Origin of the sequence: Manganibacter manganicus, assembly GCF_002075885.1 — a bacterium.
In the GTDB taxonomy this organism is placed as follows: Bacteria; Pseudomonadota; Alphaproteobacteria; order Rhizobiales; family Rhizobiaceae; genus Mesorhizobium; species Mesorhizobium manganicum.
The window spans coordinates 130,348-149,146 of the sequence record NZ_MDET01000005.1 but is presented as its reverse complement, the minus strand read 5'-3'; the positions used below and the strand labels follow the sequence as shown (position 1 = coordinate 149,146).

Below are 18,799 nucleotides of genomic sequence, written 5' to 3'. Positions count from 1 at the left end.
CCCTTGATGAGGTGGAACGGCCCGCTCCGACAGCATCGAAGTGCTAAAAGGTGGTCGTTGTCGCAAACGCCACAAGGAGGGACCGTTCCGTGAAAGATGTTACCACTATTGGACTGGACTTGGCGAAGCACGTTTTCCAGGCTTTTGGCGCGGATGCCGAGGGCACTCCGCTATTCAACCGGAAGCTTCGTCGCGCCGAGGTGCTGCGTTTCTTCGAGAGATTGCCACGGTGCCTGGTCGGGATGGAAGCCTGCGCCAGTGCGCACTACTGGGCGCGTGAGATCTCGGCCTTCGGCCACGATGTCAGGCTGCTACCGCCTCAATACGTCAAGCCGTTCGTCAAGCGCGGCAAGACCGACGCCGCCGACGCAGAAGCCATCGCTGAGGCGGTGACGCGAAAGACGATGCGGTTCGTCCCGGTTAAGACGGCTGAGCAGCAGGCTGCGGTGATGGTGCTCAAAACGCGGGCCCTACTGGTGCGTCAGAGGACACAAGCGATCAATGCATTGCGCGCCCATTTGGGAGAGCTGGGTATCATCGCTCCGACCGGCATCGCCAACGTCAAAGCATTGGCGCCAATCATCCGGGATGAGGAAGACACCCGACTTCCTCCGGCTGCGCGCTTTGCCCTGACCGAAATCATCAATCAGATCGAGATGCTCGCCACACAGATCGACAAACTCGAACGTGAGATCGTCATCCAGGCCAAGCAGGATGATGAGATGCGGCGCCTCGCGACCATCCCTGGCGTTGGCGCCATTATCGCCATGGCCGTAAAGGCATTCGTTCCCGATCCCGCCGGCTTCAAATCCGCTCGCCACTTTGCAGCCTGGATCGGGCTCACCCCGAAAGCGCATTCCAGCGGCGGCAAAGAACGGTTAGGGCGAATATCGAAGATGGGCAATCCGGTGCTGCGATCATTGCTGACGACGGGGGCGGCATCGGTGCTACGTCATGTGCAGTATCGCGACCGAGTTTGGCCGTGGCTGAAGAACATGCTCACGCGGCGACCCTTCAAGGTCGTGGCGGTGGCGCTCGCCAATAAGATCGCCCGGATGATCTGGGTATTGCTGACCAGAGGTGGAATCTACCGAGATCCAACAGGAATCGAGGCAGGACCTGTCGCCGCATAAGCGCAGGACCGCCGAGACGAGCTGCCCGGCGACCCCCGGCAGGTGAGGTGCACAACAGACGATGAACCACGGGACGAAATCCCGAAACAGGACAGGCCGAAACCCGTGACGCGCACAAAGCGCGCCCCCTTGATCCAGCCACCTGCTTCGCGGACTTCATCGAGGCCAGCGGTCATGACCGCACCAGTAGGCCGGACATATGACCGCACCGTCCTCATGTGGTGAAATCGACTGAAAAGCATCCTTGCACCGCGGGCCGTTCCACATACGCGGGTTGGCTTGGCGCGGCAATGGGTCTCCCGTTCACCTTTGTCGCGCTCGGACTGATGGCCGCATTGGCCGTATCGGTAGCAGTCCGCCTCTGGCCCGCGGCAGATCCCGAAGAACTCGACCATACGCATGAAACGCTTGAAGTGAGCCATCCCCACCTGTTGAATGCGATCACAGTCGACAACGGATATCGGCATCGCCACGCCTTTGTCATTGACCGCCATCATACTGAATGGCCGCGTTTCAGATAATGTCGCCGCATGATCGCGGTTCTGGTGATTGAGTACGCTGGTGGCCTGCTTGAATGTGTCCCTCGCGGCATTCTTTTCCGTCACGCTTGTGACGATGCAGTCTGATCTTGGTAGGATTGATGTTAACCTACATCGCCTTGTCTTTGGTCAGCGCTGCTGACTTAAACAACATAGCTTTCTCAATCGCCAACCGGGTGAGTACCATTGGTATCAAGTGTTTCCATCGGCGCTAAAATACCCCGCTTACGGCATTAGGCCGGAAATCTTACATCGACGCGACCGGACCGACAGTTTTTTATCGCCCTGGTTTGCTTGATAATCTAGGTCCTGCCACCACCGATTGCGTCCAGATCGACTTCGCCGTTTCGGCGATCCTTCCTATCGTCATTTGCAGGCGTCCGGCCGTGAACCCGACAATCGCACCAAGGATATTGGCCATTGCTGGCTTCCACCCAAGAGAGAATGGACAATCGCCCGACCCGTTGCCTACCACCTACAAGAATTGCGGAGGTCTCGGGCCGAGCAACAACCGATCGGAGGAGTACGTTTACCCCTGAAATACGGGAACTGTTTTCGCGACGTTCTTTAGCGACTCCGCCATAGTAAAGTAAGGCGACCATAGCGATGCCAATTGCTTGACTGTATAGCCAGCGGACATGACATAGGCTGCGGCGGCAATGACTTCACCGGCAGATTCGCCAACCATATGCACACCAAGGATTTTATCAGTTTCCCGGTTAGACACCAGCCTGATAATACCACTGGCATGGCGACTGACAATCGCGCGCAGCACGAAGGATACCGGGAACTCTCGGACCTCATAAGGAATTTTTGCTGTTTCTGCTTGTACCGGCGTGATACCTACGGTCGCAACTTCGGGCGCGGTAAAGGTCACGCGCGGTAGTGCAGTATAATCAAGCGAGCGGAACTCTTCCGTCAGGGCGTTGTGCGCAGCAGTTGTGCCCTGCTCGCTAGCAACATAGACCAGTTGCGCTAATCCCGTCACGTCGCCGGCCGCCCAGATACGCGGGTTGGATGTACGCAGGTACTCGTCCACAACCACCTCGTTGCGCGGGCCAATGGTTATGCCGACCCTATCCAGATCAAGGCCGGCGGTGTTTGGGCGCCGACCAGTAGCAAATAAAACTTTATCTGCAAAAAGTTTTAACTCTTCGCCCCTGACCGTGACGGATGCGGCAATACCATTGGAAGCATTTGCAATTCCGGTCAGATTGGCGTCTTCATAAATCTCGATGCCTTCCTCCGATAACGCCTGCTTGAGGACTGCGGATATGACAGTATCCTCGAACGGAGCAATACGTGGCGCCATTTCCACTACAGTAACCTTAGCACCTAGACGCGAGAACATCTGCGCCTGTTCCAGTCCAATCGCGTTCCCTCCTATTACCAACAATGACTCAGGCACACGAGCAAGAGACATCGCCGACGTAGAGGTTAGGTAATCGATCTCGGCAAGACCGGGAATATCGGGAACAAACGGGCTTGCTCCGCTTGCAATCAGAACATGTCTGGCATGAACGTTGATGACGTCATTCGCCTGATTGGTTACAATTACCCGCACAACGGCAGTTGTATCAGAGCTAGAGAAGGAGGCAGTACCGCGTATGACATCAATGCCAGCCTCAGCCGGGCCTTTTACATGAAATGTCTCGCGGAATCCGCCGATCATAAGATCCTTGTCTGCAACAAGTTGCGCCAGATCAACGGCGCCGGCCGAAGTTTCGAGTCCCTGAAACCGCGGTCGCTGTGCCGACAGACGCGTCGCTGCGGCGGCGATCAGAAACTTGGAAGGAACACAGCCGATATTCAGGCAGGTTCCACCCGCTACGCCATTTTCAATCATCGCAACGGTCTTGCCAAGTCGTCGCGCTTCGTTCGCAGCGGCTCTTGCCGCTGATCCCGACCCAATCGTAACCAGATCGTAGGATAAAACCTCTTTTTGATCAATAATTTGTGAGTTTTGTTGCATAAGACACCTCTAGAAACACAAGGAGACCGATTTGTCTCCTTGCCGATAGATAGACAAATCGGTCTCCTTGTGTCAAGATACGATAAAACACAACAGAGACGGGTCGGATGGACAAGAAAGAGCAACTGATCACCACCGCTTTTCAGCTATTCTATCGGCACGGTGTCCACGCGGTCGGAATCAATCGTGTGCTGGCAGAGTCCGGCGTGGCCAAGAAGACTCTCTACAATCATTTTCCTGGCAAGGACGACCTTGTCGCGGCTACAATCGATCACTGCGATCGGCGTTATTTTTCATGGCTAAATGGGCGTCTGGAAAATGTTGAGGACGGAGAGGAAGCATTATGGGCAGTTTTTGATGCGCTTGATGATTTGTTCAAAGGTCGTGATCCATCAGTACAGGCTTTTTACGGATGCTATTTCATCAACGTGGCCGCCGAGTTCAGCGACCCGAATGATCCGATCCATCAGAAATGCGCGCGCAATAAGATGGAAATGATGAAGCTGATAAGATTTCACGTCGCCCAGATGCTTCCCTATGAAGAATCCAAGCTCGAAATATCCGATACAATCGCGATGCTGATCGAAGGTGCCATAGTGAGAGCCCATGTTGCATCCGATGCTGACGCCGCATTGAAAGCCAAAGCGGCTGCGAAGCGACTATTTTCTACACAAGTCAAAGTGTAAGGAACGTGCCGAAGAATTTGTATTTTCTGAGCAAGAAGGCGCGGAAAAAGACCTCATTTAGCGTTGAGGATAACATTTATTCAATCATGTCTGCGCGCAAATCTTCCAGTTTGAACAGCAGATCGTCTGGTACGAACCCGTTCAGTCTCATAGTGCCAATGGTAGATATGGTGCATCATGGGGATTGACTGACACTTCAGCCTTTCGGCGCAACGATAATGGCCGCGGACTGCCTCACCAATAGCCGCATGCCCCAAGTTGCAAAGCGCGAAAGAGTCCCTAGTCTCGCTTAAGATCACTGCCGTTTTGTTTCTGGTACACACAATCCTGCACATATCCTGCGATGTTGCGATTAACTGGATGCTGTTCCCCCGGTCTCTTTAATCTTTGTGCCGCTCCTCTGGCAGGCGGCGCGCAAACCCCAAGCCTGAAACGACAAGTCCCCGCCATATCTGGCAGGGACGAAAACATCAGGCCGCTTAGGTTAGGCGAACGGGCCGAGTGTTACTCTACTGCACGGAACGAGCAATCGCACCGCTGCGCGGCTGGACCGTGAGGTCCTCATCGTCCTGATCGGTTTCAAGACGCTGGAGGATCGGGCAATGCGGGCGATGGTCGCCCTTGCAAGCGTTCACCAGCATCGTGAGCGTGTGCGCCATGTCCTGCATGTCCGCGATCTTCTTCTCCAGCGCGTCGATGTGGCTCTGCGCCAGACGCTTGACCTCGGCGCTCTGCCGCGTTTCGTCGCGCCACAGGCCGAGAAGATCGCTGATCTCGGCGACCGAGAAGCCGAGATCCCGTGCGCGTCGGATGAAGCGCAGCATGTGAATGTCCGTGTCCGAATAGTCGCGGTAGCCGGAAGACTTCCGATCGGCGGCCGGAATGAGGCCAGTCTGCTCGTAGTAGCGGATCATCTTGGCCGAGACGCCGGATGCCTTGGAGGCTTGTCCGATATTCATGCGTTTTCTCCCGTAAGGTACGACAGCCGACCCCGAATATAGGGTCGGCTGCTTCGTTTCATTAGGTTGTGACCTTGAAAGTCTTGAGCCGCAACGCATTGCCGAGCACGAAGACGCTCGACAGGGCCATGGCGCCGGCGGCGAAGACCGGCGACAGTAGGATGCCGTAGGCCGGATAGAGCGCGCCGGCGGCGACCGGGATCAGGGCCGTATTGTAGGCGAAGGCCCAGAACAGGTTCTGCCGGATATTGCCGATCGTCGCCTTGGACAACGCGATGGCGTTCGGCACCCCGGTCAGGCTGCCCGACATCAGCACCACGTCCGCCGCCTCGATGGCGATATCCGTGCCCGTACCGATGGCGAGGCCCACATCCGCCTCGGCGAGCGCCGGGGCGTCGTTGATGCCGTCGCCGACGAAGGCGACCTTGCCGTGCTCGGCCTTGAGGCGACGGATCGCCTCGACCTTGCCGTCCGGCAGCACTTCCGCCACCACCTCGTCGATGCCCAGGCGCGCAGCGATGGCCTTGGCCGTGCGCTTGTTGTCGCCGGTGATAATTGCGACTTTCAGGCCGAGATCGTGCAGAGCCTTGATCGCGGCCGGCGTCGTCGCCTTGATCGGGTCGGCGACCGCGATGATCGTCGCGAGCCTGCCGTCGATCGCGGCATAGAGCGGCGACTTGCCCTCGTTGCCAAGGCGCTCGGCCACGGCAGCGAAGCCCGCAACGTCATGGCCAAGCTCGACCATGTAGCGATCTGCGCCGATCTCAATACGCTTGCCGTCAACCACGGCCTTCACGCCGAAGCCGGTCACCGATTCGAAACCAGACACGGCAGGAAGAGCGATGCCTTCCGCCTCGGCCGCATCCACGATGGCGCGGGCGATCGGGTGTTCCGACTTGGCCTCGACGGCCGCGACCAGACCCAGCACCGTTGTCCGGTTGAACCCGGCGGCCAGCTCGAGGTCGGTCAGGGCCGGTTTGCCCTCGGTCAGCGTGCCGGTCTTGTCGACGGCCACGACCCTGGCGTCCTTCAGCAGTTGCAGCGCTTCACCCTTGCGGAAGAGTACGCCCAGCTCCGCGCCCCGGCCGGTGCCGACCATGATCGAGGTCGGCGTAGCCAGACCCATGGCGCACGGGCAGGCGATGATCAGCACGGCGACCGCATTGACCAGCGCGAAGGTGAGCGCCGGCGACGGTCCGAAATAGAGCCATGCCGCGAAGGTCAGAGCCGCGACGGCGAAGACAGCCGGCACGAAATACATCGTCACCTTGTCGACCAGCGCTTGGATCGGCAGCTTCGAGCCTTGTGCTTCCTCAACCATGCGGATGATCTGCGACAGCACGGTGTTGCCGCCGACCGCCGTGGCGCGGATCGCGAAGGCGCCCTTCTGGTTCACGGTGCCGGCGACGACCTCGCTACCATTCGTCTTGGAAACCGGGATCGGTTCGCCGGTGATCATGGATTCATCGACATAGCTTTCGCCCTCGATGACCTCGCCATCGACCGGGATACGGTCGCCGGGACGGACCTCCACGATGTCACCCGACAGCACGGAGTCGATCGGAAGATCGACCGTCTTGCCGTCACGGCGGACGCGCGCCGTCTTGGCCTGAAGGCCGACCAGACGCTTGATCGCTTCCGAGGTACGCCCCTTGGCGCGGGCTTCGAGCAGCCGGCCGAGCAAAATCAGCGTGACGATGACCGCGGCGGCTTCATAATAGACGTTGATCGTCCCTGCGGGCAGGAAGCCCGGCGCGAAGGTCGCGACCAGCGAATAGCCGTAAGCCGCGAGCGAGCCGACTGCCACCAGCGAGTTCATGTCCGGCGCCAGACGCCAGAGGGCGGGAAGCCCCTTGTCATAGAAGCGGATGCCCGGCACGAACAGCACCAGCGTCGTCAGCACGAACTGGAGATACCAACTGTTCGTCATGCCGATGGTGGATTCGATCACGCCATGCACGCCCGGAATGAGGTGCGAGCCCATTTCCAAAAGGAAGACCGGAGCGGTCAGCACCGCCGCGATGGTGAAGTCGCGGGTCAGCTCGCGGCGTTCGGCTTCCTTCTTCTCGGCGCGGTCATCCGTCTCGGCCTGGCTCGACCCGGTTGCCGCTGAGATCACCTTGGCGTCGTAGCCCGCATTCTCGATCGCCGCAATCACGGCTGCCGTGTCTGCGGTTCCCTGGATCGTGGCCTTCTCGGTCGCGAGGTTGACGACGGCGTTGGTGACGCCCGGCACGGCCTTCAGGGCCTTCTCGACGCGACCCACGCAGGAGGCGCAGGTCATGCCCTCGATCGCGACTTCAAGCGAGGCGGCCGCTTGTGCGGCAGGGCTCTCCGAAACCTCATAGCCGACATCCTCGATGGCCTTGACGAGCGTGGCGCGATCGACGGGAGCATTCGTCGTGATGCTTGCCTTTTCGGTCGCCAGGTTGACGACCGCATCGGCAACGCCGGGGACGGCCTTGAGGGCTCGTTCGACACGACCGACGCAGGATGCACAGGTCATGCCTTCTATTGACAGGGAAATTGCCGCGTTTCTGGTGTCCGCAGTTCGAACGGGGGCATTCATAGCCGCCTCCTTTTCTCGTTCCGAAATTCACGTTCGGACGGAAAATGGGGCTTCCAACCATGGGAAGGTCAATAGCGCATTTTCTTTTTTTTAGCCCTTGACCTTCCCACGGTTGGAAGCACCACCTTGGGCGACATGAGATCAAAACCAAGGAGAAATCTCATGGACCTCAAAATTGAAAACATGACCTGCGGCGGTTGCGCCAAGTCCGTCACCAAGGCGATTCAGTCGGTGGACTCCGCAGCCAAGATCGAGACGAACCCCGCCGCGCGCGCCGTCAAGGTCGAGACGACCGCCACGCCGTCCGCGATCTTGCAGGTTCTTGAAGAAGCCGGCTATCCGGCGACCGCAAACTGAACCGGAGCGAGACCATGAACAAGCTCACTCCGATCTTCATCGCAGGGGCCATCGCTATCGCGGGTGGCCTGGCATTCGCTCAGACCCAGATGAAAACGGACAACAACACGATGCAAGGTCACGACATGTCAGGCATGCAGACGCCAGGATCGGACTCGCCGTCGACGAAGGCATACGAGACCGCCATGGCTGCCATGATGAAGGACATGACGGTGCCCTATACCGGCGACGCCGACGTCGACTTCATGCGCGGCATGATCCCGCACCATCAGGGCGCGATCGACATGGCGAAGGTCGTGCTCCAGTACGGCAAGGATCCCGAGGTCCGCAAACTCGCCGAAGAGGTGGTCAAGGCCCAGGAGGGCGAGATCGCCATGATGAAGAAGTGGCTCGCCGACCGAGGCAAGTAACCAGTGTCGCCTGGAACCGCCATCGTGTGTCATCAAAAAAGACGCTCGGCGGCGGACGCGGCGAGCGCGTGGGAGCGGACCAACCTGGATGAATGCAAGCCGAGGGTGCGGATGATGTTGTCTTGCACGGCGTTTTGACGGCGATGCAACGGCTGTTCATCGCTCTGCTCATGCTCCTTTCCTTCGCCAGCGTGGCGTTGACCGTTCCGGCGCTCGGTGCTCGCTTGGCCAGTAACTCCCACGTAATGATTTCGGAACACGGATCGCAGCGTCCGGCCGCAGATACCGCTGCCGATCCGTGTCAGGAGCATCGAATCTGCAGCGGAAACGATGCCTTCTGTTACGCCCTATGCTCAGGCATGACGCACTGGCTTGCGCCTAAGTCGCCGACAAATGCCCCCGCTCCTACCGCAGCGATCTGGAGCTTTACCGAGATGCCGGACTTCGCCGGCATCGGCCCCGCACGCAACGATCGCCCTCCCAAAGACGGTCTTGCTGAACGCAAGTGGCCTGCCTAGTCGCACGCCGATCTGAATTCAGAGGGAGCATAGTCCTCCCAGGAGACCGAAAATGAAGCTTATCTCACGCCGCGGCTTTCTCGCCGCAAGCGCTGCCACGCTATCCGCAGCAGCTCTACCGCGCTTCGCCAACGCCCAAAGCGCGATGGCCCTCAGCGCCGCAACGCGCGTGCTGGACGTCGACGGGCGCGCCGCCACAGTCTTCGGCCTTGAAGGGGCGAGCGGGCAAGGATTGGTTCTCGACCCCGGACAACGCTTTCGCGTCGACCTGGCCAATCGTCTCGATGTGCCGACCCTGATCCATTGGCACGGCCAGATCCCGCCCAACGAGCAGGACGGCGTTCCGAACGTGCCGCGCCCGATGCTGCAACCCGGTGAAACGCGCTCCTATGACTATGAGCCGCTTCCCGGCACCTACTGGATGCACGCGCATATCCCGCTTCAAGAAATGAATCTGCTCGCTGCGCCGCTGATCGTGCGCAGTGCCGAAGACGTGAAGGCCGACCGCCAGGAGGTCGTGATGTTCCTTCATGATTTCTCGTTCAAGACGCCCGAAGAGGTCATGCAGGAGATCACCGGCGTACATGGCGGCGGCCATGATATGAGCGCGATGGGAGGCCAATCCGATCCCGGCGCGTCGATGGACCATTCCGGCATGAAAATGGATATGCCCTCGATGCAGGGCATGGCCATGGACCTGAACGACTACGATTGGGACGCCTACCTCACCAACGACCGCACCTTGTCCGATCCGCAGATCGTCAGGGTCGAAAAGGGCGGACGGGTAAAGCTTCGGGTGATCAACGGCGCTTCGGCCACCGTCTTCTGGATTGATACCGGCGAGCTTTCGGCGCGGCTCGTAGCTGTCGACGGCCATGCCGTGCAACCGCTTGAAGGCAAACGGTTCGGCGTCGCCATGGGCCAGCGTCTCGATCTTGAGCTGGAGCTTGCCGGAGACGGAGCCTGGCCTGTGCTGGCGTTGCGCGAGGGCGCAAAGCAGCGCACCGGGCTGATCCTCGCAACGTCGGGCGCGACTATTCAGAAGATTCCCGCACTCGGCGACGCGGATGCGCCTGCGTTCGACATCGAGCTTTCGCAAGAGCAGACGCTGCGGGCGTCGGACAATCTGCCACCGCGTGCCGCGCAACGCACCCAGATGGTCATGCTAGGCGGCTCGATGCAGCCCTACCTCTGGACCATCGACGGCAAGGTCTGGGGAGAGCACAAGCCGATTGTCGCAACGACTGGCGAGCGCGTCGAGATCATGTTCCACAATATGTCGATGATGGGCCATCCGATGCACCTGCACGGCCACGTTTTTCAGGTCGTGGAGATCAACGGCAAGCGGTTCGAAGGCGCGCGGCGTGACACCGTCTATGTTCCTCCGATGGGCATGGTGACGGTGGCGCTCGATGCTGGTGAGGCGGCGCGCTGGATGCTGCATTGCCACCACATGCCGCACCTTCAAACCGGCATGATGACCGAGTTCAGTGTATCAGCGTAATAGGGCGCCTGCGCCGCGAGGGATCTTCTTGTAAACCGCCTCGGCATCGCGCGAGCCGTGAGACCGGAGTTCATCAAACTCGGCACGGGCTTCGTGCAATTCCTGCACCTGTCGGGTGTTGCGGCCAGACGCCCATGACAGAACTCAACCGCAGCAGGATCGGGCGTGACCGATGGCGAGCGGCGCGGAGACCCAACATATCGCAGCGACGCCCGCCATCGCGCGGCTCGCCGCGCGAAGACATCTGGACGCTCAACCCTACTGTTCGTCAGGTTTCCGCAGGGTTCGATTTCTGCGCATAGACGACGAGTCGCAGATGCTGCCCGCCATCGACGGTGAGCGAGGTGTGCTCGAACTCTACGGGCTGCCCGCCGACACGGATCATGCGCGTGCCGGTGCAAGGTGCATGAACTTCCTGACTGCGCCACCAGTCTTTGAACTCGGGCGAAACTGCTTCCAGTTCCGCGACCAGCCCTTTGGCATCGGCGTCTTCCCGTGCAACAGCAAAGTCACGGCGGAAGCTGGCGAGCATCGCCGGGGCCTGTTCTTCCCAATGGACGATGGCGTCGCGCAGCGCGGGATCGGTAAAGAGCAGCCGCAGCAGGTTTTGCCGGCCGGAATCGTGGCGGTTGAACCCGAACAGCGAATCGGCGGGACCGTTGAAGGCCAGCACGTCCCAGCGCAGGTTGATGATGTAGGCGGCGTGGGGCGCGAGGTCTTCCACCAACCGCGCGGCGAGCGAAGGCACGATGCAGAACGTCTTGCCGGGTTCTGCCGGCGGACGCTCGTGGGCGAGCAGGAACAGATGCCGTCTTTCGGCGGCATCGAGCTTGAGCACGCGGGCGAGATTGTCGAGGAAATCGGCGGAGACCCCGATCTCGCGGCCTTGCTCAAGCCATGTATACCAAGTCAGTCCCACGCCTGCGAGGGCGGCGACTTCCTCTCGCCGCAGCCCCGGCGTGCGACGACGCTTGGCAGCCGGGAGGCCGACATCTTCCGGCAACAGCCGCTCTCGGCGCGTGCGCAGGAAATCGGCAAGTTCGGATCGGGTTCGCTCAAGGGTGCGCATCGGTTAGCCCATTACAAAAAGCAACAGTATAAGAAGTTAAATTGTAAAAGGATAATGGGCGTGGAATCGCTGGCGCGTCAACACAAGAGGACGCCAGATGAGTTCCGAAGCCTGCACCGCCGAACCGCCTTCCACCATATCGCCCGAAGCCATCCGCCGCCCGCCCTGGCTCGGTCTGTCCATCCTGCTACTCGCGGGGTTCGTGACGATCTTCGATCTTTTCGTGGTCAATGTCGCAATCCCTTCCATGCAGGCCGAACTCGGGGCGAGCCTGTCGCAGATCGGGTTCATCGTGGCGGGTTACGAACTCGCCTTCGGTGTGCTGCTGGTTACGGGCGGACGGCTCGGCGATCTCTATGGGCGGCGGAGGCTGTTCATTCTCGGCATGGCGGGGTTCACCCTCGCATCGTTTCTTTGCGGTATTGCCCCCACCGTGGAAATCCTGATGGGCGCGCGCGTATTGCAGGGGCTGGCGGCGGCGTTGCTCTTCCCGCAGGTCTATGCCTCGATCCGGGTGAACTTCTCCGGCGACGACAGCCGCCGCGCCTTCGGTTTCCTCGGCATGACGCTGGGGCTTGCCGCTATCGCAGGACAAATCGTCGGCGGCTTTCTGGTCGAGGCCAACATCTTCGATCTTGGATGGCGCACGATCTTCCTCGTCAATGTGCCTGTCGGGGTCTTCGCAATTCTGATGGCGCGCTTCATCCCGGAGACGCGCTCGCCCGAGCGCCCGACGCTCGACTGGCCAGGCGTGGCGCTGGTCAGCCTCGGCCTTACCCTGTTGCTCGTGCCGCTGGTGGAATCCCCGACCCATGGCTGGCAGCTCTGGAGCTTCCTGTCGCTCGCCGGGGCCGCAATCCTGCTCGCCACCTTCTACCGCCATCAGGAGTGCCGCCGGAAAGCCGGCCATCAGCCCTTGGTGGACATGGTGCTTATGCGCCAACCCCGCTTCGCGCAAGGCGGACTGCTGGTGCTGCTGATCTATTCGACGGCCTCATCCTTCTTCCTTTGCTTCGCGCTTTTGGTGCAGACGGGGTTCGGCCTCAGCCCGTTCGCGGCCGGCAGCGTCTTCGTGCCGTGCTCGATCGCCTTCGTCATCCTGTCCTTGAGCGCGCCGCGCCTCGTCGCACGCTTCGGCACGCCGGCCATTGCCATGGGGGCGCTCGTCTATGCTGTCTCGTTCGGCGTGCTTATCGGACAGGTGTGGATCGCCGGACCCGATCTGGTGGTCACCCATCTCATCCCGGCGCTGATCGTGATCGGAGGGGCGCAGGCGATGATCATGACGCCGCTGCTCAACCTCGTGCTCGGCTTCGTGGAGGAGCGGCAGGCGGGCATGGCCTCTGGCGTCATCTCGACACTCCAGCAGGTTGGTGCAGCTCTTGGTGTGGCAGCGGTGGGAATCCTGTTCGGTGCGGCTCTCGGGACGGGATTGGACGGACAGGCCGCGCGCTACGCCTCCGCCTTCGTCTCCGGCATGAGTTATAACGTCGCTGCCGCCGTCATCGCCGCGATCCTGCTGGCAAGACTGGCAGTCTATGGACGCCGGACGAACTAAATGTGCTGACCTAATCGATGCGGCGGCCGGCGGCGTTCACCACCAATGAGCGACCTTCAGTTAAGAGTCTCGCCCCTCTTGTGTCGGCCATCCAATCAAGGCGCGGCATGGAGGGAGGATGCTATGCTGCATATCGAGTGGTGGCACCATCCGGCCTACGGGTACATGTCACAGCTTTCTGCCGCCGATTTCGCTTGGGAGCATCTGCGCCGCGACGACGAATATCGCCAAGACTGCCAGACGTTGGCGCTGGCCAGCAGACAAAGCGCGCACCAACTGGAATCGTTTGCGCAGCGCTGGGGCTTGCTGTTTCCCGAGTGACCCTGACTTGGCGGCTGATCTGCAAGCTCTGCTCTGGTCGCCGCGCGTGTATGCGAACGCCTTCATGCTGTTGCCCGTCGCGCATGTAATCGACGCGAACGGGCCGACCATCAAGCTTGCCCATCTCGACGGAATCGACCTGCGCCGCGCGGCCGATGGCTGGCACGGCATCTGGCGTGTCGATGGCATCGCGCATCAATTATGGCTGCCTCGCGCTGCTCCCGACGCTGCAACCTTCTACGGCACGTTCTTACCTTCGGATGCCTTTTACGAACTGCGATCTCATGCGGCCCGGCGATTCTGGCGCTCCGTCGAAGGCCGCCCGCCGGGGCCGGACTTTCGGGCCATGCTCGCCCAACTTCGCCAATGGCACATCCTGTCGCTACGCGCCTTGGACGCACGGCTGCACGGCGCGAGCTATCGCACCATCGCCGAAGCACTACTTGGATTCAGGGGCAACAAGGAGGACTGGGAAATCGCCCCGAGCAAGAACAAGGCTCGCCGCCTCGTTGCACACGGCATCAAGATGATGCGCGGTGGCTATCGGTTGCTGCTGCACTATCCCATCAAGGCAGATGGGCAGCGCTGAACGGGCAACCTGCGAAGCCATATGCAGCGCCTTTTTCCTGCCTGTGCTCAAACCGGGATTGTGATGGATTTATGCTGGAAGTGCGATCTGGCACCAGCTTGATATCGTGCGTGAGGTCGTCGAGGCCGGTGACAGTCGCGTCCAGGCGTCGCGGCGTCTCCACGGCATCGTCGTCATCGCTGCCCAACCAGGCTACGGCCGCATCCGTGTGCGGCAGAGCGCGACATGAAAGGATCAGGCCATCGGCTTTCTCTTCCTCGGTGAGCGCGAAGCGTGAGTGCTGGAGCAATTCCACCTCGCCCTCGATCAGGCGGGACTTGCAGGAGCCGCAGCGGCCGGAGCGGCAACCGTGAGGATAGGGAATGCCGGCGGCGAGCGCGGCGTCGAGGATGGTTTGGTCCTTTTGGACCTCAAGGCTGGTCCGCGCCTGCCGGATATCAACGAACTTGATCGTCATCTGCGTCTCCTCACAGGCCCCCGGCGAGACCGAGCGCCTTGACGAGGCCCGGCTTCTGGCTCAGGAAAGTCCCGTAGAAGACGTCCGATCCTATGATGGTGATCGGAGCGACGCGGACGCCGGTCCGGGCCTTTGCCTCCTCGGCGATCTTCGGGTCGGTGAGGTCGCGTTCCTCGTAGGCGAGGCCCTGTTGGTCGAGCCAGCGTTTGAGCGCGTGGCAGTCCGGACAGGTCGGTGTGGTGTAGATGAGAATCTGGGGTTTGCTGCTCTCTGTCATCGGTCTTGCCCTTCTCTGAATTCGACTCGGTTGCCCCGCCGCCAGGCCGCACAACGGTAGGCGGATTTGGCAAGGTTGTCCGCAGCGTGCGGCTTCCAGCGATTGTAAGGTCAAGACTGTTCTTGCGCGGAAAAGGAAAATTCGAGATGTGACGCAGGGGCAGAGAAGGACTGCGCCAACTGTCCCGCCGATCGACAGCGACCGTGTTTCGCATTGTGATTGCGCGCCCATCCGGTAAACTGGGTGAGACCAATCAACACGGACAGCTCTTGGCGATCAAATGCCGGCAGGTTCCGTCCCGAACTCAGGTAAAGCTTGCAGATGACTGCTATCAAGAAGACGAACGCCAAGAAGCCGGACGATCGTGCGGCCCCCACGCATATGGAGGTTGAAGCTCACCTCCTGCTCCCGTCGCTCTCGCAGAACGAGGTCACGATCCTCGCGGAAACGTTTCGCCTGCTCGGCGATCCCTCACGGTTGAAGATCCTGCTGAGCTGCGTACCGGCGCCCATTTCGGTGGGCGACATCGCCGAGCGGCTCGACCTGTCCGTGACCCTCGTCAGCCACCATCTGCGCCTGCTGCGTGGCGCGCGTCTCGTCAAGGGCGATCGCCAGGGCAAGCAAATCTTCTACGAGATCGCCGACCACCACGTCAGCCATGTTCTTCAGGATATGGCGACGCATATTTCGGAGGACCATGCGGACGACTGATCTGCCTGGAAAAGAGCATAATTTTCCTGAAAACACTTGAATAACTGTTCAATTGTGTTATTGACTCCTTCCGAAGCCGCGCAGGGCGTGTGAGGACGCGCGCCCGCTGCGGCGGCCGGAAAGGAGATCGGAATGACAACTGGACTTTCAACGCCGGGCGCTAATGAACGGCTCGGTTTTCGTGTCGACGGCATGGATTGCGCAAGCTGCGTCGGCAAGATTGAGACGGCCTTGGGCCGTCTGGGGGGTATCTCCGACGTTGCCGTCAACTTCGCGACTGAGACATTGTTGCTCTCGCGCGATGCCACAAGCAAAACGACGTCGAAGGATATCGCCAAGAAGATTCGCTCGCTCGGGTTCGACGTGTCCGAGCTGCCGCCTTCTGCGATTCCCGCCGCGCCTGTGCAGCGCTCCGACGCCCATGCTGGTCATGATCACAAAGGCTGCGCCGGCGATCACGATCACGCAAGCCACGACGATCACAACGGCTGCGGCGGCCACGATCACAAGCACGACCATGGTCATGACGGTCACGATCACGCCGCGCACGGCCATCACGGTGCTTGCGGTGGCGATCAAGACCACGCTCACCACGACCACGAGCACGAGCACGCTCATCACGATCATGATCACGGCCACGGTGGCTGCTCTGGACATGATCACGCGGGCCGCGCGCCAACTCCCCGCGCCGCACCGGCCTCTCCACCCAATGTCTCGATGCGTGTCGAGGGGATGGATTGCGCAAGCTGCGTCGGCAAGATCGAGGTCGCCTTGGCGCGGATGCCAGACGTCTCCGACGTGCGCGTGAACTTCACGACCGAAACGCTCGAACTGACGCTTGCTGCCGGCGCGATCACCAAGGTCGCCGACATCGAAAAGACGATCAAGAGCCTCGGCTTCGGGGTGTCCAACACAGGCGGGCTTTCGGCTTCGTCCGATGCGGCCATCGACGTCGCGCCAGCGATGCGCAATCAGCGCTGGTGGCAGACCCGCAAGGGCAAGCATGTCATTGGGCTCGGTCTGCTGATGGGCTCGGCCTACGCCATTGCCCAATTCTTCCCCCTTTATGCGGAATGGATCTTTGCCGCCGCCGTCGTCGCGGGCGTCATTCCCTTCGCTCGCAAGGCATTCGCGCTCGCGACCTCTGGATCTCCGTTCTCTATCGAGACGTTGATGGTTGTCGCCTCGATCGGCGCCCTCGTGATCGGCGAGGCTGAAGAAGCGGCTGCGGTCGTGTTCCTGTTCGCGGTCGGGGAATTGCTCGAAAGCGTTGCGGCCGGGAGGGCGCGCGCCGGTATAAAGGCCCTTGCATCGCTCGTGCCGAAAACGGCCGTCCTGCTCGATCCGAATGGCGGGCAGCGCAGCGTCCCGGCCACGTCCTTGCGTGTCAGCGATCTGGTTCTGGTGCGGCCGGGCGACCGCGTGCCGGCCGACGGGCAAATCATCCAGGGCGCTTCCAGCCTCGACGAGTCGCCTATCACCGGCGAATCCGTGCCACGCTCGAAGGCCAAGGGAGACAGCATTTTCGCCGGCTCCATCAATGTCGATGGCGTTCTTCAGGTCCGCGTTGAAAAGACGGCTTCCGACAACACGATCTCGCGCATCATCCAGCTCGTCGAGCAGGCGCAGTCCGCCAAGGCCCCGACCGCGCGCTTCATCGAGAATTTCAGCCGCTACTATACCCCGGCGGTGATGCTGATCGCCGCGCTGATCGTCGTCGTCCCGCCGCTCGCGATGGGCGGTGATTGGGACACATGGATCTACCGCGGCCTCGCGCTGCTGCTGATCGCATGCCCCTGCGCGCTTGTCCTCTCGACGCCTGCGGCGATTGCCTCGGGCCTCGCCGTCGGCACGCGCCGCGGCCTCCTGATCAAGGGCGGTAATGCGCTCGAAACCATCGGCAAGGTGAGCGCCATCGCCTTCGACAAGACGGGTACGCTCACTGAGGGCAAGCCGCGCGTCACCGAAGTCTTCGCCTTTGGCAAGAATGAGGAGAGCGATGTTATCGCGTTGGCGGCGGCAGTCGAAAAGGGTTCGAGCCATCCGCTTGCAAAGGCGATCATCGGCCGCGCCGAAACCGATGGCGTCGCCGTTCCCCTCGCACAGGACGCATCGGCGACGGCGGGTAAGGCCGTGCATGCGACTGTTGCCGGCCGTCGCCTCGCCGTCAGCTCCCCGACACATGCCGCCCAGGTGACGACGCTCGGGGGGCTGGAGCGCAGCGCCATCGAGAAGCTCGAAGATCGCGGCAATACCGTTGCCGTCCTTTTCGACGAGCAGGCGAAGGAAGTCCTCGGCCTCATCGCCCTGCGCGACGAACCGCGCCGTGACGCGCGCGAGGGTGTCGCCCAGCTCAAAGCGATGGGGGTCCGCTCCGTCATGCTGACCGGCGACAACCGGCGCACCGCCCAGGCCATTGCCAAGGGTCTCGGTATCGAGTGGAGCGCCGAGCTGCTGCCGCAGGACAAGCTCAATCTCGTGAATGAGATGAAGCGCCAGTCGAAGGTTGCCATGGTCGGCGACGGTATCAACGATGCTCCGGCTCTGGCCTCTGCTGATGTTGGTATCGCTATGGGCGGCGGAACTGATGTCGCCATCGAGACTGCTGATGCGGCCCTCATGAAAAGCCGCGTCACGGATGTCGCCCATCTGGTCGCGCTGTCTCGCGCGACCATGGCGAACATTCACCAGAATGTGGTCTTCGCTCTGGCGCTGAAGGCGTTGTTCCTTGTCACCAGCGTCCTCGGCATCACCGGCCTCTGGATCGCGGTCCTTGCCGATACGGGCGCAACTGCGATCGTTACGCTGAATGCGTTGCGGCTCTTGCGTTTCAAGGGGGCGAAGTCTGCCGATGACGGTCGCGATGAAGGTATGCGTTCTCGCCCCCTCGTCCCGGCCGAAAGCCGCTAGTCCCACGCACTCAAGGAGCCGTCAGCCGGTTAGGACTGGCGGCTTCCCATGACTGGAGCCCGTCGCGGTAACGCTGATCCATCGCGCTCATTCGGGGACGGACTCCACTTCCTCCAAGACGTCGGCGAAGCAAGGCATGCGGTTGGCCGCTGCATGGCTAGGCGGCAGCGTCAAGGGTCCGTTCGGAAAAACTTTTCCAAGGCCCTTGACCTTTCCATCGTTGGAAACCGCACCTTCGCAAAAAAAATGAACGTCGCCGC

17 protein-coding genes and 1 pseudogene are annotated in these 18,799 nt (G+C 61.0%); 12 read left to right on the top strand and 6 right to left on the bottom strand.

The features are described 5' to 3' along the window. Nucleotides 1–89: 89 nt before the first annotated feature. Complete coding sequence (locus BFN67_RS05115; protein ID WP_080918558.1) at nucleotides 90–1,133, top strand: IS110 family RNA-guided transposase; 1,044 nt, start codon at nucleotides 90–92, stop codon at nucleotides 1,131–1,133. 290 nt (nucleotides 1,134–1,423) lie between these two features. Continuing rightward, nucleotides 1,424–1,654 carry a hypothetical protein gene (locus tag BFN67_RS05110; protein ID WP_080918557.1) on the top strand — a complete coding sequence of 77 codons (231 nt, stop codon included), beginning with the start codon at nucleotides 1,424–1,426 and terminating at the stop codon, nucleotides 1,652–1,654. Nucleotides 1,655–2,201: 547 nt separating this feature from the next. On the opposite strand, the gene BFN67_RS05105 is transcribed toward BFN67_RS05110, so the two are convergent. Next, a complete protein-coding gene (locus BFN67_RS05105) occupies nucleotides 2,202–3,644 on the bottom strand; it encodes a dihydrolipoyl dehydrogenase family protein (RefSeq protein ID WP_080918556.1) in 1,443 nt (480 codons plus the stop codon). Nucleotides 3,645–3,751: 107 nt separating this feature from the next. On the opposite strand from BFN67_RS05105, the gene BFN67_RS05100 reads away from it, so the two are divergent. Beyond that, nucleotides 3,752–4,330 (top strand): TetR/AcrR family transcriptional regulator, encoded by a 579-nt coding sequence (locus BFN67_RS05100; RefSeq protein WP_080918555.1) that lies wholly within the window; start codon nucleotides 3,752–3,754, stop codon nucleotides 4,328–4,330. A gap of 509 nt (nucleotides 4,331–4,839) precedes the next feature. Here the strand turns inward: BFN67_RS05100 and cueR are convergent. Beyond that, the gene (cueR, locus tag BFN67_RS05095; RefSeq protein WP_080918554.1) at nucleotides 4,840–5,289 is read right to left on the bottom strand and encodes a Cu(I)-responsive transcriptional regulator; all 450 of its coding nucleotides are present in this window, start codon (nucleotides 5,287–5,289) and stop codon (nucleotides 4,840–4,842) included. Between the two features lie 61 nt (nucleotides 5,290–5,350). After that, entirely contained in the window at nucleotides 5,351–7,858 is a 2,508-nt protein-coding gene (locus BFN67_RS05090) for a heavy metal translocating P-type ATPase (RefSeq protein WP_080918553.1), read from the bottom strand. 162 nt (nucleotides 7,859–8,020) lie between these two features. Here BFN67_RS05090 and BFN67_RS05085 point away from each other — a divergent pair, with 162 nt between their 5' ends. From BFN67_RS05085 to BFN67_RS05070, 4 genes are all read left to right on the top strand, one after another. Beyond that, a complete protein-coding gene (locus tag BFN67_RS05085) occupies nucleotides 8,021–8,215 on the top strand; it encodes a heavy-metal-associated domain-containing protein (protein WP_080918552.1) in 195 nt (64 codons plus the stop codon). Between the two features lie 14 nt (nucleotides 8,216–8,229). Next, nucleotides 8,230–8,625, top strand: coding sequence for a CopM family metallochaperone (copM, locus tag BFN67_RS05080; protein ID WP_080918551.1), 396 nt, complete (start codon nucleotides 8,230–8,232; stop codon nucleotides 8,623–8,625). Between the two features lie 92 nt (nucleotides 8,626–8,717). Next, nucleotides 8,718–9,143 (top strand): hypothetical protein, encoded by a 426-nt coding sequence (locus BFN67_RS05075; RefSeq protein ID WP_080918550.1) that lies wholly within the window; start codon nucleotides 8,718–8,720, stop codon nucleotides 9,141–9,143. 52 nt (nucleotides 9,144–9,195) lie between these two features. Continuing rightward, a complete protein-coding gene (locus BFN67_RS05070) occupies nucleotides 9,196–10,647 on the top strand; it encodes a multicopper oxidase family protein (RefSeq protein ID WP_080918549.1) in 1,452 nt (483 codons plus the stop codon). A 268-nt stretch (nucleotides 10,648–10,915) separates the two neighbouring features. Here BFN67_RS05070 and BFN67_RS05065 read toward each other — a convergent pair whose 3' ends face one another. Continuing rightward, a complete protein-coding gene (locus BFN67_RS05065; RefSeq protein ID WP_080918548.1) occupies nucleotides 10,916–11,716 on the bottom strand; it encodes a helix-turn-helix transcriptional regulator in 801 nt (266 codons plus the stop codon). Nucleotides 11,717–11,813: 97 nt separating this feature from the next. Between BFN67_RS05065 and BFN67_RS05060 the strand changes: the two genes are divergently transcribed. The 3 genes from BFN67_RS05060 (at nucleotide 11,814) to BFN67_RS05050 (ending at nucleotide 14,184) form a co-directional block, all read left to right on the top strand. Further along, nucleotides 11,814–13,274, top strand: a complete 1,461-nt coding sequence (locus BFN67_RS05060) for an MFS transporter (protein ID WP_080918547.1) — start codon at nucleotides 11,814–11,816, stop codon at nucleotides 13,272–13,274. 123 nt (nucleotides 13,275–13,397) lie between these two features. After that, nucleotides 13,398–13,595 (top strand): transcriptional regulator domain-containing protein, encoded by a 198-nt coding sequence (locus BFN67_RS05055; protein WP_080918546.1) that lies wholly within the window; start codon nucleotides 13,398–13,400, stop codon nucleotides 13,593–13,595. Between the two features lie 7 nt (nucleotides 13,596–13,602). Next, nucleotides 13,603–14,184: a DUF2285 domain-containing protein gene (locus tag BFN67_RS05050; RefSeq protein WP_425349744.1), complete on the top strand. Its 582-nt coding sequence runs from the start codon at nucleotides 13,603–13,605 to the stop codon at nucleotides 14,182–14,184. A 207-nt stretch (nucleotides 14,185–14,391) separates the two neighbouring features. On the opposite strand, the pseudogene BFN67_RS05045 reads toward BFN67_RS05050, so the two are convergent. After that, nucleotides 14,392–14,641: pseudogene (locus BFN67_RS05045) on the bottom strand (2Fe-2S iron-sulfur cluster-binding protein); the annotation flags it as partial. A 10-nt stretch (nucleotides 14,642–14,651) separates the two neighbouring features. Next, complete coding sequence (locus BFN67_RS05040) at nucleotides 14,652–14,918, bottom strand: glutaredoxin family protein (RefSeq protein ID WP_080918545.1); 267 nt, start codon at nucleotides 14,916–14,918, stop codon at nucleotides 14,652–14,654. 321 nt (nucleotides 14,919–15,239) lie between these two features. On the opposite strand from BFN67_RS05040, the gene BFN67_RS05035 reads away from it, so the two are divergent. After that, complete coding sequence (locus BFN67_RS05035; protein WP_425349743.1) at nucleotides 15,240–15,629, top strand: ArsR/SmtB family transcription factor; 390 nt, start codon at nucleotides 15,240–15,242, stop codon at nucleotides 15,627–15,629. 132 nt (nucleotides 15,630–15,761) lie between these two features. Beyond that, nucleotides 15,762–18,539: a heavy metal translocating P-type ATPase gene (locus BFN67_RS05030; protein ID WP_080918544.1), complete on the top strand. Its 2,778-nt coding sequence runs from the start codon at nucleotides 15,762–15,764 to the stop codon at nucleotides 18,537–18,539. The last annotated feature ends 260 nt before the right edge of the window (nucleotides 18,540–18,799 follow it).